Annotated in this window: 12 protein-coding genes; 5 read left to right on the forward strand and 7 right to left on the reverse strand. The window is 68.4% G+C overall.

Annotation, left to right across the window (positions count from 1 at the left end):
* Positions 1 to 49: 49 nt before the first annotated feature.
* From VFQ05_17195 to VFQ05_17205, 3 genes are read left to right on the forward strand one after another with little or no spacing between them, the layout of a single operon-like run.
* Complete coding sequence (locus tag VFQ05_17195) at positions 50 to 466, forward strand: VOC family protein (GenBank protein ID HET9328506.1); 417 nt, start codon at positions 50 to 52, stop codon at positions 464 to 466.
* Positions 463 to 1887 carry a class II fumarate hydratase gene (locus VFQ05_17200; protein HET9328507.1) on the forward strand — a complete coding sequence of 475 codons (1425 nt, stop codon included), beginning with the start codon at positions 463 to 465 and terminating at the stop codon, positions 1885 to 1887. The genes VFQ05_17195 and VFQ05_17200 overlap by 4 nt, the downstream gene beginning before the upstream one ends.
* Positions 1884 to 2870 carry a threo-3-hydroxy-L-aspartate ammonia-lyase gene (locus tag VFQ05_17205; GenBank protein HET9328508.1) on the forward strand — a complete coding sequence of 329 codons (987 nt, stop codon included), beginning with the start codon at positions 1884 to 1886 and terminating at the stop codon, positions 2868 to 2870. Before VFQ05_17200 ends, VFQ05_17205 begins: the two co-directional genes overlap by 4 nt.
* 7 nt (positions 2871 to 2877) lie before the next feature.
* On the opposite strand, the gene VFQ05_17210 is transcribed toward VFQ05_17205, so the two are convergent.
* The 4 genes from VFQ05_17210 to VFQ05_17225 are packed head-to-tail and all read right to left on the reverse strand — an operon-like array spanning position 2878 to position 7414.
* Entirely contained in the window at positions 2878 to 4065 is a 1188-nt protein-coding gene (locus VFQ05_17210) for a redoxin domain-containing protein (protein HET9328509.1), read from the reverse strand.
* Between the two features lie 60 nt (positions 4066 to 4125).
* Positions 4126 to 5853, reverse strand: a complete 1728-nt coding sequence (locus tag VFQ05_17215) for a glucose-6-phosphate isomerase (protein ID HET9328510.1) — start codon at positions 5851 to 5853, stop codon at positions 4126 to 4128.
* The gene (tal, locus tag VFQ05_17220; GenBank protein ID HET9328511.1) at positions 5850 to 6980 is read right to left on the reverse strand and encodes a transaldolase; all 1131 of its coding nucleotides are present in this window, start codon (positions 6978 to 6980) and stop codon (positions 5850 to 5852) included. Before tal ends, VFQ05_17215 begins: the two co-directional genes overlap by 4 nt.
* 2 nt (positions 6981 to 6982) lie before the next feature.
* The gene (locus VFQ05_17225) at positions 6983 to 7414 is read right to left on the reverse strand and encodes a VOC family protein (protein HET9328512.1); all 432 of its coding nucleotides are present in this window, start codon (positions 7412 to 7414) and stop codon (positions 6983 to 6985) included.
* A 329-nt stretch (positions 7415 to 7743) separates the two neighbouring features.
* Between VFQ05_17225 and VFQ05_17230 the strand changes: the two genes are divergently transcribed.
* Together VFQ05_17230 and VFQ05_17235 are read left to right on the forward strand one after the other, a co-directional pair.
* Complete coding sequence (locus VFQ05_17230) at positions 7744 to 9567, forward strand: phosphoenolpyruvate carboxykinase (GTP) (GenBank protein HET9328513.1); 1824 nt, start codon at positions 7744 to 7746, stop codon at positions 9565 to 9567.
* Positions 9568 to 9571: 4 nt separating this feature from the next.
* On the forward strand, positions 9572 to 10453 hold the full coding sequence (locus tag VFQ05_17235) for a phosphatase PAP2 family protein (protein HET9328514.1): 882 nt from the start codon (positions 9572 to 9574) through the stop codon (positions 10451 to 10453).
* 6 nt (positions 10454 to 10459) lie between these two features.
* Here the strand turns inward: VFQ05_17235 and VFQ05_17240 are convergent, their stop codons facing one another.
* Genes VFQ05_17240 through VFQ05_17250 form a run of 3 tightly spaced genes read right to left on the reverse strand, consistent with a single transcriptional unit; the run spans position 10460 to position 13133 of the window.
* Entirely contained in the window at positions 10460 to 11686 is a 1227-nt protein-coding gene (locus VFQ05_17240) for a glycosyltransferase (protein ID HET9328515.1), read from the reverse strand.
* Complete coding sequence (locus VFQ05_17245) at positions 11683 to 12438, reverse strand: DUF5752 family protein (GenBank protein HET9328516.1); 756 nt, start codon at positions 12436 to 12438, stop codon at positions 11683 to 11685. Before VFQ05_17245 ends, VFQ05_17240 begins: the two co-directional genes overlap by 4 nt.
* Positions 12435 to 13133, reverse strand: coding sequence for a hypothetical protein (locus tag VFQ05_17250; protein ID HET9328517.1), 699 nt, complete (start codon positions 13131 to 13133; stop codon positions 12435 to 12437). Before VFQ05_17250 ends, VFQ05_17245 begins: the two co-directional genes overlap by 4 nt.
* Positions 13134 to 13154: the final 21 nt, after the last annotated feature.

The raw sequence follows: 13154 nt of genomic DNA on the forward strand, positions 1-13154 counted from the left end.
TTCGCCCGCCCGCGCCGCTCGGGGTCGCGTGGTACGATGCCCAGTCGTCATGCCGCCGCGATACGGTCTGTCCGAACTCATCCTGCGCGTCCGCGACGTTCCGCGGGCAGTCGCGTTCTATCGTGACGTGGTGGGGCTGGAAGTCGAGCGCACGCCATCGCCCGAGTGGGCGTGGCTGTGGACGGGAGCACCCGGGAGCCTGCCGCGGCTGGGGCTCACGAGCCGCCCGCTCAGCTTCGGCGCGGCGCACACCGGTGGCCCGGCGCACTTCGCGATCGCCGTTCCTCGATCCGAGATCGCGGGCGAGAAGGCGCGCATCGAGTCGCTCGGCATCGAGGTCGAAGGGCCGATCACGTTCGACTTCTGGCAGGCGGATTCCATCTACTTCAGCGATCCCGACGACAACCGCGTCGAGCTGTGCGGGTTCGAGCACCTCGACGCTCGAGCCAGACAGGAGCACGCATGAGCCGTGAATTCCGGACCGAAAAGGACAGCCTGGGCGAGATGCAGGTGCCGGCGAGCGCGCTCTACGGCCCGCAGACGCAGCGGGCGGTGGAGAACTTCCCGATCTCGGGCGAGCCGATGCCGAGACCGTTCATCCAATCTCTGGGTTTTTTGAAGATGGCGGCCGCCAAGGTCAACCGCGATCTGGGCCTGCTGCCGGCGAAGATGGCGGACGCGATTCAGCAGGCGGCCAGCGAGGTCGCCGAGGGCAAGTGGAACGCCGAGTTCCCGATCGACGTGTTCCAGACCGGGAGCGGCACGAGCACCAACATGAACGCCAACGAGGTGATCGCCCACCGCGCCACCGAGCTGCTGAACGGCGCGCCCAAGGTGCATCCCAACGATCATGTCAATCTCGGGCAGAGCAGCAACGACGTGATTCCGACCGTGCTGCACCTCTCGGCGGCGGTCGAGATCGATCAGCAGCTGCTGCCCGCGCTCCGCCATCTGGCCGAGACGCTGGAGCGCAAGGCGAAGGAATTCGACGGCGTGATCAAGTCCGGGCGCACGCACCTGATGGACGCCACGCCCATCCGTCTCGGCCAGGAGTTCTCGGGCTACGCCTCGCAGGTGCGGCACGGGATCGCGCGCGTCGAGGCGGCGATGCCGGATCTCTGCGAGCTGGCGATTGGCGGCACCGCGGTCGGCACCGGACTCAACACGCATCCTGAATTCGCGCGGCGCGTGGCCGAGGAGTGCGCGCGCCACACCCGGCTGCCGTTCGTCGAAGCGCCGAACCACTTCGAGGCCCAGGGCGCGCAGGACGGCGCTCTGTGGGCGAGCGCGGCGCTCAACAGCGTGGCGGCGTCACTGATGAAGATCGCGGGCGATGTGCGGCTCATGAACTCCGGTCCCGGCTGTGGGCTGGGTGAGATCACCTTGCCGGCCATCCAGCCCGGGTCGAGCATCATGCCGGGCAAGGTCAATCCCGTGATCTGCGAGGCGGTGATCATGGTGGGAGCGCAGGTGACCGGCCACCATGTCGCGATCACGCTGGGCGCCCAGCTCGGACAGCTCGACCTCAACACGATGCTGCCGCTCATCGCGCTCGATCTCCTGGGGAGCATCCGCCTGCTGAGCGGGGCCGCGCGCGTGTTCGCCGACAAGGCGCTCGCCGGCACGATCGCCAACGAGGAGACCTGCCGGCAATACGTCGAGCGCTCGCCCAGCATGGCCACCGCGCTCAACCCGCTGATCGGCTACGACCAGGCGGCTGAGATCGCCAAGCGCTCGTTCAAGGAGAAGCGTCCCGTGCGTGAGCTGGCGCGGGAGATGACCACGCTGTCCCCGCAGGAGATCGACGCCGCGCTCGACCCCAGGCGACAGACCGAGCCGGGCCTGGAGGGAACGAACGCACCCGAGGGCAAGGGCGCCAAGCGGTGATCGAAGCGCCCACGAAGGATGCGCTGATCGAGCGCATGCAGGAGGCCCGCCAGCGGCTCCAAGGCGTCGCGCACAGGACGCCGGTCGCCACCTCGGCGACGCTCGAACGCAGGACAGGCGCTCAGGTGTTCCTCAAGTGCGAGAACCTGCAGCGGATGGGCGCGTTCAAGTTTCGCGGCGCCTACCACTTCATCTCGCGGCTGTCGGACGCCGATCGCCAGCGCGGCGTCGTCGCGTTCTCGTCGGGGAACCACGCGCAAGCCGTGGCCCTGGTGGCGCGACTGCACGGCGCTCCGGCGACCATCGTGATGCCGAGCGTAGCGCCCTGGCCCAAGCTCGAGGCCACCCGTGGCTACGGCGCCGAAGTCGTCTTCTACGACCAGGCGGGCGAGGAACGCCAGGCCATGGCCGAGCGGCTGGCGCGCGAGCGCGGGCGCACGCTGGTGCCGCCCTTCGATCATCACGACATCGTCACCGGGCAAGGCACGGCGGCGTGGGAGCTGATCGAGGAGACGGGGCCGCTCGACCTGCTGCTGGTTCCCGTCGGAGGCGGAGGATTGATCTCGGGCTGCGCGCTGGCGGCCAAGCATCTTTCGCCTCGGTGCCGCGTCGTCGGCGTCGAGCCGCGGGCCGGAGACGACGGCGTGCGCTCGTTCAAGGCCGGGCAGCTGGTGAAGGTGGAGCATCCGGACACCATCGCCGACGGGGCGCGCACGCCTGCGCTCGGGAACCTGACCTTCGAGCTGATCCGCCGCTCGGTCGACGACATGGTTTCCGTCGAAGACATCGAGCTCAAGCGCGCGATGCGCTTCGTCTGGGAACGCATGAAGCTGATCGTCGAGCCCACCGGTGTGCTGGGTCTCGCGGCGCTGATGAGCGGAATGGTCGAGGCGCGCGGCAGGAAGGTCGGCGTGATCCTCTCCGGCGGGAACGTGGATCCCGCCGAGGCGGCGCGCTGGTTCGCGGAAGTGGGAGCGAGCTAGAAGAGGCCTACAAGCCCGCCTTCTTCAATCCTGCGCGGAGCGTCTCCTCGTTCCTCAGGCCCACGTAGTGGGCAGCGATCTTCCCTTCGCGGTCGATGATCACGAGGGTCGGAATGCCCGACACCTTGTAGGCGCGGCCGACCTCGGATTTCTGATCGAGCAGCGTGGTGGTGCCGTAGTTGTTCTTGGTGAGGAACTTGCGCGCGGTCTCGGACGATTCCCCCTGATTGACCGCGAAGGTGACGAGTCCTTTGCCCTTCATCTCCGTGCCGAGCTTCTCGACCAGCGGCATCTGTCGCCGGCATGGCCCGCACCAGGTGGCCCAGAAATCGAGCATGACGACCTTGCCGCGAAAGTCCTTCAGGCGATGCTTCCTGCCCTCGAGATCCGAGAGCGTGAAGTCGTTGGCGGGCTGACCGGAAAGATCCGCCGCCGCTTGCCGGCCACCACCGAACTGCTCCACCTGCTTGGCGCCGGCCGGCGGCACGAAGGTGAACACCGAGGCGTCGATCGGTTCGTTGATCGCGATCTTCGTGTAACGGAAGGTCTCCGTTTGCTGGATCGCGGTGCCATCCGGGGCCTTGGTGCTCGACTCCGTCCTCTGCTGCAGGACCAGATCGCGCTCGCGATCGATCCAGAACGTACGGTGAGCGCCCGGGGTTCCCGCGGCCGCGCCGACGGCGGGCTTGTAGGACACCTCCACCACGACGCAGCGGCGCTGCTTGCCTTCGAAAGGCACGGTCTCGTCGGGGAATACCTGGGCGGTCTCGACGTCGGTCGCGAGGCCGCGCAGGTGCTGCACGAGCACCGGCAGCATGCCGCCGTTGTTCAGCGGCTTGTCGAGGTCGATCACGTCGGCGCCGTCCTTGCGCGCGTACTGATTGGTCGACGTCATGTAGATCCAGGTCTGCTTGCCGTCGGAGATCCTGGCGACGCCCGCCTGAGGATGATTCAGCTCATCGTGGAGGCGGTTCCCTTCTCCGACCGCGACCACGAAGCTCGCGTTCGTCGACTGCTGCTTGGTCCCGGCACGGGCGTCGGCCTGGATGTCGCCCTCGATCCAGAAGGACGTGGCGGCGCGATAATTCGAGGCCGCGCGGCGCAACACCTCGATCCCCGGCTGACCCGAAGGGGCCGCTGAGATCAAGACCGCGGCGACGGCAAGCAGCAACAAGCTCGGCTTCCAGCGTTCCATGAGAGAGGCCCTCGCGAGAGGCGTCGATGATAACGCGGCGACCCCCCTGTCCGCGAGCGATCAGGGGCGTCGGGCGGCAGAAATTGCCTCGGCCAGGACATCGAGCCCGCGCTCGATCTCGCCCCCGAGGTTCAGTCGCAACACGCGCCGGCCGTGGCGCGCGAGCACCTGGTAATCGCCTAGGCCCTGAGCCCACAGCAAGGTATGGAACCCGTACGGCTCTCCCGGGATCTCCAGATCCCCTTCCTCGGCGACGAGCTGTAGGAAGATGCCGCGGTTTCCGCCGCCTTTGTGGAGTTGTCCGGTGGAGTGCAGATACCGAGGCCCGAACCCGAGCGTGGTGGCCAGCCCGGTGTGCAGACGAACCAGCTCCCGGAGGCGCGCGAGCCGTTCGAGGCGCTCAGGAGTGGAGTGGAAGTAAGCGAGGATCGCATAGTAGTCGCCTGGCTCCCCGGCGCCGGTCAACGCCGCGGGCCACGAGCCCGGATCGGCCGGATCCGAAAGCCGAGTGCGCAGTGACCGGGCCAGGTCGTCGGGCGCCGCGACCGTGAGTCCGCCCGCCGCGGCAACCGATTCGACCACCGGCAGCGCGCCCTCGCGGGCGAAGTCGTCGAGCACCGACCGGGTCGCCTGCTTGGCTTCCGCAACGTTGGGCTCGTCGAAGGGATCGATCCCGAGCACGGCGCCGGCCACCGCCGTCGCCTTCTCCCAGCGCATGAACTCCGCGCCGAGCTCGACGGCGTCGTGCCGCGACCACGAGATGATCGGATGACCGGCCTGCTGAAGCGCCGCGAGACGTCGCGTCACGTCAGGCGTGGGTGCCGAGGTGATGACGACGAACACGCGATCCTCGCCGTACGCCTCGGGCGGGGCCAGCGCCTCGTCGACCACCGGCACCAGCCCCAAGCCCTGCTTGCCGGTGCTTTCCGCCAGGAGCTGCTCGATCCAGGATCCCAGCGCCTCGAAAGGATGGCCCAGGACCAGCGTCACCTTGTCGCGTCCCATGAGCGCGAGCTCGCCGAGCGTTGCGCCCAGTCGAAGGGCGCCGTTCTGCTCGGCGCCGACGGGCGCGCCGCTCTCGCGAGACTCGGCCAGCGCCGAGTCCAGCAAGGCGTCGAGATCCGCCCCGATCAAGGCCGCGGGCACGAGCCCGAAGGAGGACAGCGCGGAATAGCGACCGCCGATGTCGGGCGGATTCAGGAACACGCGCCGGTAGACACGCTCGCGCGCGAGACGCTCGAGCGGAGTGCCGGCATCGGTGATGGCGACGAACGAGCGTCCGGCGCTCGCGCCGCGCGCTTTCTGGACCCACGAGAAGGCGACCCGCTCGAAGCAGCTCACCTCGACCGTGGCGCCGGACTTGGACGACACCAGGAAGAGCGTGGTCGACGGAGCGCCGCGCGCGAGGACCTCCCGCACGGCGGCGGGCGACGTGCTGTCCAGCACCTCGAGGTCGAGGAAACCCGGCGCCACGCCGAGCGCGCGCCGGAGCACCTCGGGGGCGAGGCTCGAACCGCCCATGCCGAGCAGGACCACGCGCTCGAATCCCTCCGAGCGCACATCGGCCGCGAAGTCCCGGAAGGCGCCGGTCTGCGCCCGCATCGTCGCCGGGACGCCCAGCCAGCCGAGGCGGTTCCGGGCGATCTTCCGATGCTCGGGATCGTCGCTCCACAGGCTCTCGTCCCGACGCTCGAGACGAGCGGCGAAGCCTTCCGCGTCGAGCCGGGCGAGCCTCACTCGCACCGCGCGCTCCTGGTCTGGAGGCAGCGTCAGCTCGACGCGGCTCACGTCACGAGTTCCCGCCGTTTGCTCTCCAGGGATTCGATCAGCGAATCGAAGGACTTCGAGAACGAGGCCACGCCTTCCGGCTCGAGCTGAGCGATCAGCGCTTCGAGCGGGATGCCGAGCTGCGGCAGACGGCTGAAGACCGCCTCGGCTTCATCGAGATCGCGGCTCAGCCGCTCTTCCACCACGCCGTGGTCGTTGAACGCGGCCAGCGTCTGCGGCGGCATGGTGTTGACGGTGTCGCGGCCGATCAGCTCTTCGACGTAGATCACGTCCCGGTACGCCGGATTCTTGGTGCTGGTCGATGCCCATAGCGGGCGCTGAGGATGGGCGCCGCGCTCCGCGAGCGCCTGGAACCGTGGCGAGCGGAGGGTCTGGAGGAAGCGGGCGTAGGCGAGGCGGGCGTTGGCCACCGCCGCCTTCCCCTTCAGTGACAGCAGCTCGTCCTTCTCCGGTCCGTCGGGGCGCGCCGCGACGGATTCGTCGATCGCGTGATCCACCTTGGTGTCCACGCGGGAAACGAAGAACGACGCCACCGAGCGCATCGCTTCCAGCGAAGCGCCGCGAGCCGCCAGAGCCTCGAGCCCCGAGAGCCAGGCTTCCATCACCTGCTGGTAGCGGGCCAGCGAGAAGATCAGCGTCACGTTGATGCAGATGCCTTCGCCGATCAGGGTGGCGATCGCGGGCAGGCCTTCGAGCGTGGCGGGGACCTTGACCATCACGTTGTCCCGCGACACGTTGTGGTGCAGCCGGCGCGCCTCGTCGATCGTGCCCGGCGTGTCGTGGGCGAGATGCGGATTGACCTCGATGCTCACCCGGCCGTCACGTCCGCCGGTGCGCTCCCAGACCGGCCGCAGACGGTCGCATGCGTCCTGGATGTCCTCGATGGCCAGGCTCTCGAACAAGGCCACGCCTTCCAGCCCGCGCCCTGCGCCGGCCTGGATCGCATGGTCGTAATCCTGGCTCTGGGCGATCGAGATCTGGAAGATGGTCGGATTCGATGTCACGCCCACCACACCTTGTCGAACCAGCTGGTCGAACTCTCCCGAGCGCAGCTGGCCGCGGCGGATGTAGTCGAGCCATACGCTCTGGCCCAGATCGAGCAGCTGCTCGGCTCGCGTCTTCTTCATCGTCACCTCCCGGTGCGCATTCTGCCGGCCACGATCTTCTGCGCCAGCATGATGGTTCGGCCTTCGGGGTCGCGAAGGATCGCCACGCGATGGTTCCAGGGCATGTCCATGGGGGGCTGTTGAAACGTCACGCCGCGCGCGACCAGATCTCGGTGCGCGCGATCCACGTCGTCCACCTCGAGGTAGATGGCCGGCTCGCGAGGCGGCCGCCACTGCTCGGGAGGACCCGGCGCCGGGGGCATGAAGCCCAGGCTCGACGAGGCGCCGGTGCGGACAGAGAGGTACTGGTCCTTGGCGTCGAATTCGAAGTCGTGAAAGCCGAGCAGCTCGGTGTAGAACCGCTTCACGTCTTCCATCGAGTGCGAGGTGTAGTCCATGTGCTGGTTGAGGAAGCCGATGGCGCTGGAGCTCTGGCCGTGGCGTGCTCTGGACACGGAGACCGGTCGGCGAGCCGGGGTCGCGGTCCGCTTCGGGCCCGAGCCTGCCTTCGATCGCGTGCTCTTCGGGCGCGCGAGCTTCGATCGCCGGGCTCGGGCCGAGGGCTGCCGGCGCGTCCTTGGCTTGGTGCCAGCGGCCTTTTTCGCGCGTCTCGCCATGGTCCCTCCGTTGGATGGCGTCGATCCGCTACCAAAGATGCGCCGCTCCGGCCAGCGGTTGCAAGTGTCGCGTCACGCTTGCCCGCGCGACTCTCGGCCGCCTACAATCGCGCGCCTTTCGATGTCCCTGAGGGCCTCTGGCCCTGACCCCAGACGGCCGCACAGCACTGGAAAGCAGGCCCATGACCAAGCACAAGACGCTCGAAGCCTGGGTGAACGAGACCGCCATGCTGTGCCAGCCCGACCGTGTCGTGTGGTGCGACGGCTCCGAGCGCGAGTACCAGAGCATGCTGAACCTGCTCGTCCATACCGGAACCGCGCAGTGGCTGGATCCGACCCGGCGTCCCAACAGCATCCTGGTGCGTTCCGATCCCGCCGACGTGGCGCGGGTCGAGGAATTCACCTTCATCTGCTCGAAGAGCCAGGACGACGCCGGTCCCACGAATCACTGGCGCGAGCCGTCCGAGATGAGGCGCACGCTCGCCCAGCTCTTCGAAGGGTCGATGAAGGGGCGCACGATGTACGTGATCCCCTACAGCATGGGCCCGATCGGCTCGCCGATCGCCAAGATCGGCGTCGAGATCAGCGATTCGCCTTACGTCGTGGCGAGCATGCACGTGATGGCGCGGGTGGGCGCCCGCGTGCTCGAATCGCTCGGCGGCGACGGCGAGTTCGTCCGCGGTCTCCACTCGCTCGGGGTCCCGCTCGACGACAAATCGCCCGACGCGCCCTGGCCCTGCAACGCCGAGAACAAGTACATCTGCCACTTTCCGGAGGAGCGGGAGATCTGGTCGTATGGCTCGGGCTATGGCGGCAACGCGCTGCTCGGCAAGAAGTGCCACGCGCTGCGCATCGCCTCGGTTCAGGCCCGGGACGAAGGCTGGCTTGCCGAGCACATGCTGATCCTCGGCCTGACCGATCCGGAGGGCGAAAAGATCTACGTGGCCGCCGCGTTCCCCTCCGCGTGCGGCAAGACCAACCTCGCGATGATGACGCCCACGCTTCCCGGCTGGAAGGTGGAGACGGTGGGCGACGACATCGCCTGGATGAAGTTCGGGACGGATGGGCGCCTCCACGCCATCAACCCCGAGGCCGGCTTCTTCGGCGTTGCTCCCGGCACCAGCCGCAAGACGAATCCGAACGCGCTGGCCACCGCCTCGTCCAACGCGGTCTTCACCAACTGCGCGATCACGCCGGACGGGGACGTGTGGTGGGATGAGATGAGCGACGAGGTTCCGGTCGAGGTGACCGACTGGCTGCGGAGGCGCTGGACCCCTTCCGACCGGCGGAAGTCGGCGCACCCCAACGCGCGCTTCACGGTCCCCGCGCGCCAGTGCCCGGTGATCTCACCGGAGTGGGAGAATCCGGCCGGAGTGCCGATCGCGGCGATCTTGTTCGGAGGGCGGCGAGGCAGCGTGATCCCGTTGGTCAACGAGTCGCGCAATTGGCAGCACGGCGTCTTCCTCGGCTCGATCATGGGGAGCGAGACCACGGCGGCGGCGGCGGGCGCCGTGGGCACGCTGCGGTTCGATCCCTTCGCCATGCTGCCGTTCTGTGGCTACCACATGGGCGACTACTTCGAGCACTGGCTCACGGTCGGTGAGCAGGCCGATGCCGAGAAGCTGCCTCGCATCTTCTACGTCAATTGGTTCCGGAAGGGCGGTGACGGGAAATTCCTGTGGCCGGGTTACGGCGACAACTGCCGCGTGCTCAAGTGGGTGTTCGAGCGCGTGACTGCGGACGCCAAGGCGGTGGAGACGCCGATCGGCAACCTGCCGGCGCCGGGCTCGCTCGATATCTTTGGGCTCGGCATCGGCGAGCGCGAGGTCGCCGAGCTGCTCCGGGTCGACGTGGACGGCTGGCTCGGCGACATCCCGCAGATCAAGAATCACTACGAGCGTTTCGGCTCGAAGCTCCCGAAACAGCTGCACGGCGAGCTGGAGACGCTCGAGCGCCGGCTTCAGACCGCGGCGGTTGCGACCGGACGTTAGAGCCGTGAACCGGGTCTTTCGACTGGTCCTGGGCCTCGCGATCCTCGCGGCGGCGAGCGGGCCGGCTCTGGCCATGCCGCACGACGGTCTCTCGTGGGTCGATCCCGTCATTCTGGTCCAGGACGCGGTCCCCTACGACACGACGGTGACGGATACCGTGGCCGCATCCGCGACGCCGGATCGCCACCGGTCGTTCAAGGACCTCAAACCCGCGAAGGACATGTGGCGTGGCGTGAAGGTGGCCGGCGGAGACGCCATGGCGGTGGTGACCGGACCCTTCCACATGGATGGATCGGACGCGATGTGGACTCTGGCCGCGCTTGGCGCCACGGGGATCGTGTACGCGTACGATCAGGAGATCCTCGATGCCTTCCACCGAAACGATGACGCAGGCGCATACGACGCGTTGGTCGAGCCAGGTCACCATCTCGAGGAGCTCGGGTTGATCGGCACCACCGCGCCGTACTGGGCGACGGGTCTGGCGATCGGTTATCTGATGCGGTGGGACACGGTGACCCAGGTGACGTCCGAGGTTCTCGAGTCCCACCTGATCACCGGGGTCTTGCGCCAGATCATCGAGCAATCCGTGGGGCGCACGCGCCCGACCGATGGGAAGGGGCCCTACAACTTCGAATTCAGGGAAGGCGACTCGTTCCCCTCTGGACACGCTTCGGTGGTGTTCGAAGTGGCGACCGTCGCCTCGTATCACACACGCTCGAACTGGCTGCGGGCTCTCTACTACTCGGTGGCGACCGCCGTCTCGTTGCAGCGGGTAGACTCGAACGAACACTGGCCTTCGGACATCATCGCCGGCGCCTGCATCGGGACGCTGGTCGCTCGCACCATCGTGCGCCGCCACGCCGCGGCTCGCGCGGCGGGAAGGTAGTCGCGGCTACAACAACCGCGCGAACAACGCCAGGTAGTCGCGCGCCTCGCGCGGGTGTAGGAAATTGTCCCGCACGTGCTCGCGCCCGGCGCTGCCCAGGCGCCGCCGCATCTCGGGTGACCTCAAGAGCCGCGTCATCTGATAGGCACAGCCTTCCACCGAGCGGGTGAGGAGCCCGGTGCGCTCGTGCACCACCTGCAGCGGGATTCCGCCGACGGCGCCGGCGACGACGCCGCGCCGCTTCCACAGCGCCTCGGACACGGTGAGCGCGAACCCCTCGCGCAGCGATTTCTGCACCACGACCGTGGAGCGACGCTGCAGAGCGTTGATCACGAGGTGGGCATCGGGCGGCAGCAGCAGCACCGAGACGTCGCGGCGCTTCTCCACCTTGGCGCGGACTTCGGCGAGGACCTCGGCGCCTTCGGGATCGTCGTCGGCGGTGCCGCCGGCCAGGACGAGGTGCGCATCCACCCGCTTGCGCGCGAGCAGGAACGCCTCCACGACGCCGATCGGATCCTTGATGCGATCGAACCGTGACACCTGGGTCACGAGCGGCTTGCGGGAGGGAAGATCGAACGGATCGAGGAGCGCCTGGATCTCGTCAGGGTCGAGCTCGCGGTTCTTGTCGGAGAGCGGGTCGATCGAAGGCGGCGCCAGATAGGCGGGAACCGGAAGCGGCGGGACGAACGTGACGTGCGAGAACACGGCGGCGTCGTACGTGGAGACCCGCGGAGCGACGAAGTCCCACACCGCGGGATCGGCATTCGACAGATCGATGTGGCAGCGCCACACCCAGCGCTGGCCCGCCCGGCGGCGCAACTCGCACAGCGCGGCCGGCTGGGGATCGTGGATCATCACCAGGTCCCCATCCAGCGCCAGCTTTTCGGCGGCCCGGCGATTCACCTCGATGTAGTAGTCGTGGTCTTCGTTGTTGAGCGACGCCGGCCATCCGTGGAGCCCGTTGTGGATGGCCTTCGTGATTCCATAGAAGCGGGAGTCGCCCGGCATCACTTCCCAGCTCGTGGGGATGTCCAGCTCGTTCATCAGCCGCACCAGCCGGTGCAGGATCTCGGCCACGCCGCCGCCGGTGGCCGTGGAGTTCACCATCACCACGCGGTGCCCGCGCAGCTTGCGCGCCAGAGCCTCGAGCACGCGAATGGGTCCGTCGCCCACGACGCTGCGGTAGCCCTCGATGAGCGAAGGGCCTTCCTGGCGGACCGCCACCAGCGTCACGCCGGCGGATCCGTCTTCGTGATGCGGCGCACCAGGCGCGCGACCGTGGCGCGCCCGGCCTCGCGGCGCGTGTCCTCGGGCGCCGTGGCGGCCTCGCTGACGCGTCGTCCGATGCGGCTGCGGCGCCAGCGCTGCAACAGGCGGCGCCGCATGACTTCGATCGGCCGGCCGGAGTTGGCGCCTTCGCGGAGCCAGTCGGCCATCTGCGTCTCGTCGCGCGCCACCAGCCACTGGTCGATCGACACGCCATCCGGAAACCACGGCTGCTCGACCAGGTGGTAGAACCACACGCTGGCGTCGGCGGCCACGAGCGCGTGCACCAACTCGCGAGCAGTGGCCGCGAACACGCCGGTCGACAGCGGCACCGATTCGGCCAGCAGGAACACGAACTCGCTCTCGGACTGGATCGCGTGGCTCAAGCGTCCGGACTCCGGCATTCGGTTCAATACTTCGACCAGCGCCGCCCGAAGGACCTCCGGCGATTCCGCGCGATTCTGCACCGCGAACGAGATGCGCTCGGCGGTCTCCCGGTCCTGGAGCACACCGTTCACCCAGGCGCTGAAATCGTCATGGGCCGGCTCTTCGCTGGCCGGATGGCGGAGCTGATGATGCCGCGCGTGGAAGAACAGGGAGCGCTCAGGCGCCTCCTGGATGCCGGTCCGCAGCTGGTCGAGGTTGCACGCGCGCACCCCCGTGGGACGCACGAGGTGGACGACCGAGCGCAGCTCGTAGCCGGGTGAGGAAGGCGTCATGCGGGGCGTTGCGGGCCCTGCTCTTCCATCGAGCGCAGGTATTCGATCACGAAGTCGCGTGCCAGGTCGCGGCAGCCGAGTCCGAACGCCAGGCCGAGCGCCAGGCCGACCGAGGCCAGCGCGATCAGACCGATCGCCATGATGAACTGCGCGGCGAGCCCGAGCTGCTCCAGCGCGACCAGCACCGCGAAGCCGGTGAGCACCACGGTCACCGCCTGTCCGCGCAGCCGTCCGCCGCGCAGGCCCGCGGTGTCGAAGAAGCGGCGGGTGAGCGCGCCCAGCAGCACGGCCACGAGCACGCCGATGGCGAGCAGGAAACCCGCGGCCACGATGCGCGGCAGCACCTCGCCGAGGCGAACCGTCACGGCCTCGGCCAGACGAAGGCCCATGGTGTCGAGCGCCAGGATCAGCGCCACCGCGATCAGCACCCAATAGATCGCCCATGCGGCGAGCGCCGCCGGTTCCTGCCCCCGCGTTCCGCCGCCGGCGAGTCCGCGCACGCCTTCGTTGAAGCGCAACGCCCTCAGCAGCAGGCGAACCAGGGTCGCGACGATCGCGGCCACCATCCAGCCCACCAGGCCGACCAGCACGGCGAGCAGGAAGGTGAGGATTCCTTCGGTCGCTCCGCTGAACATCGCGTCGAGGCGGAGCATGAGATCGTCCCACGCCCGCGACGCCAGGATGATCATCACCATCTCGTCACCTCCCGTTGGCGG

Source organism: Candidatus Eisenbacteria bacterium, assembly GCA_035712145.1.
Lineage (GTDB): Bacteria > Eisenbacteria > RBG-16-71-46 > RBG-16-71-46 > RBG-16-71-46 > DASTBI01.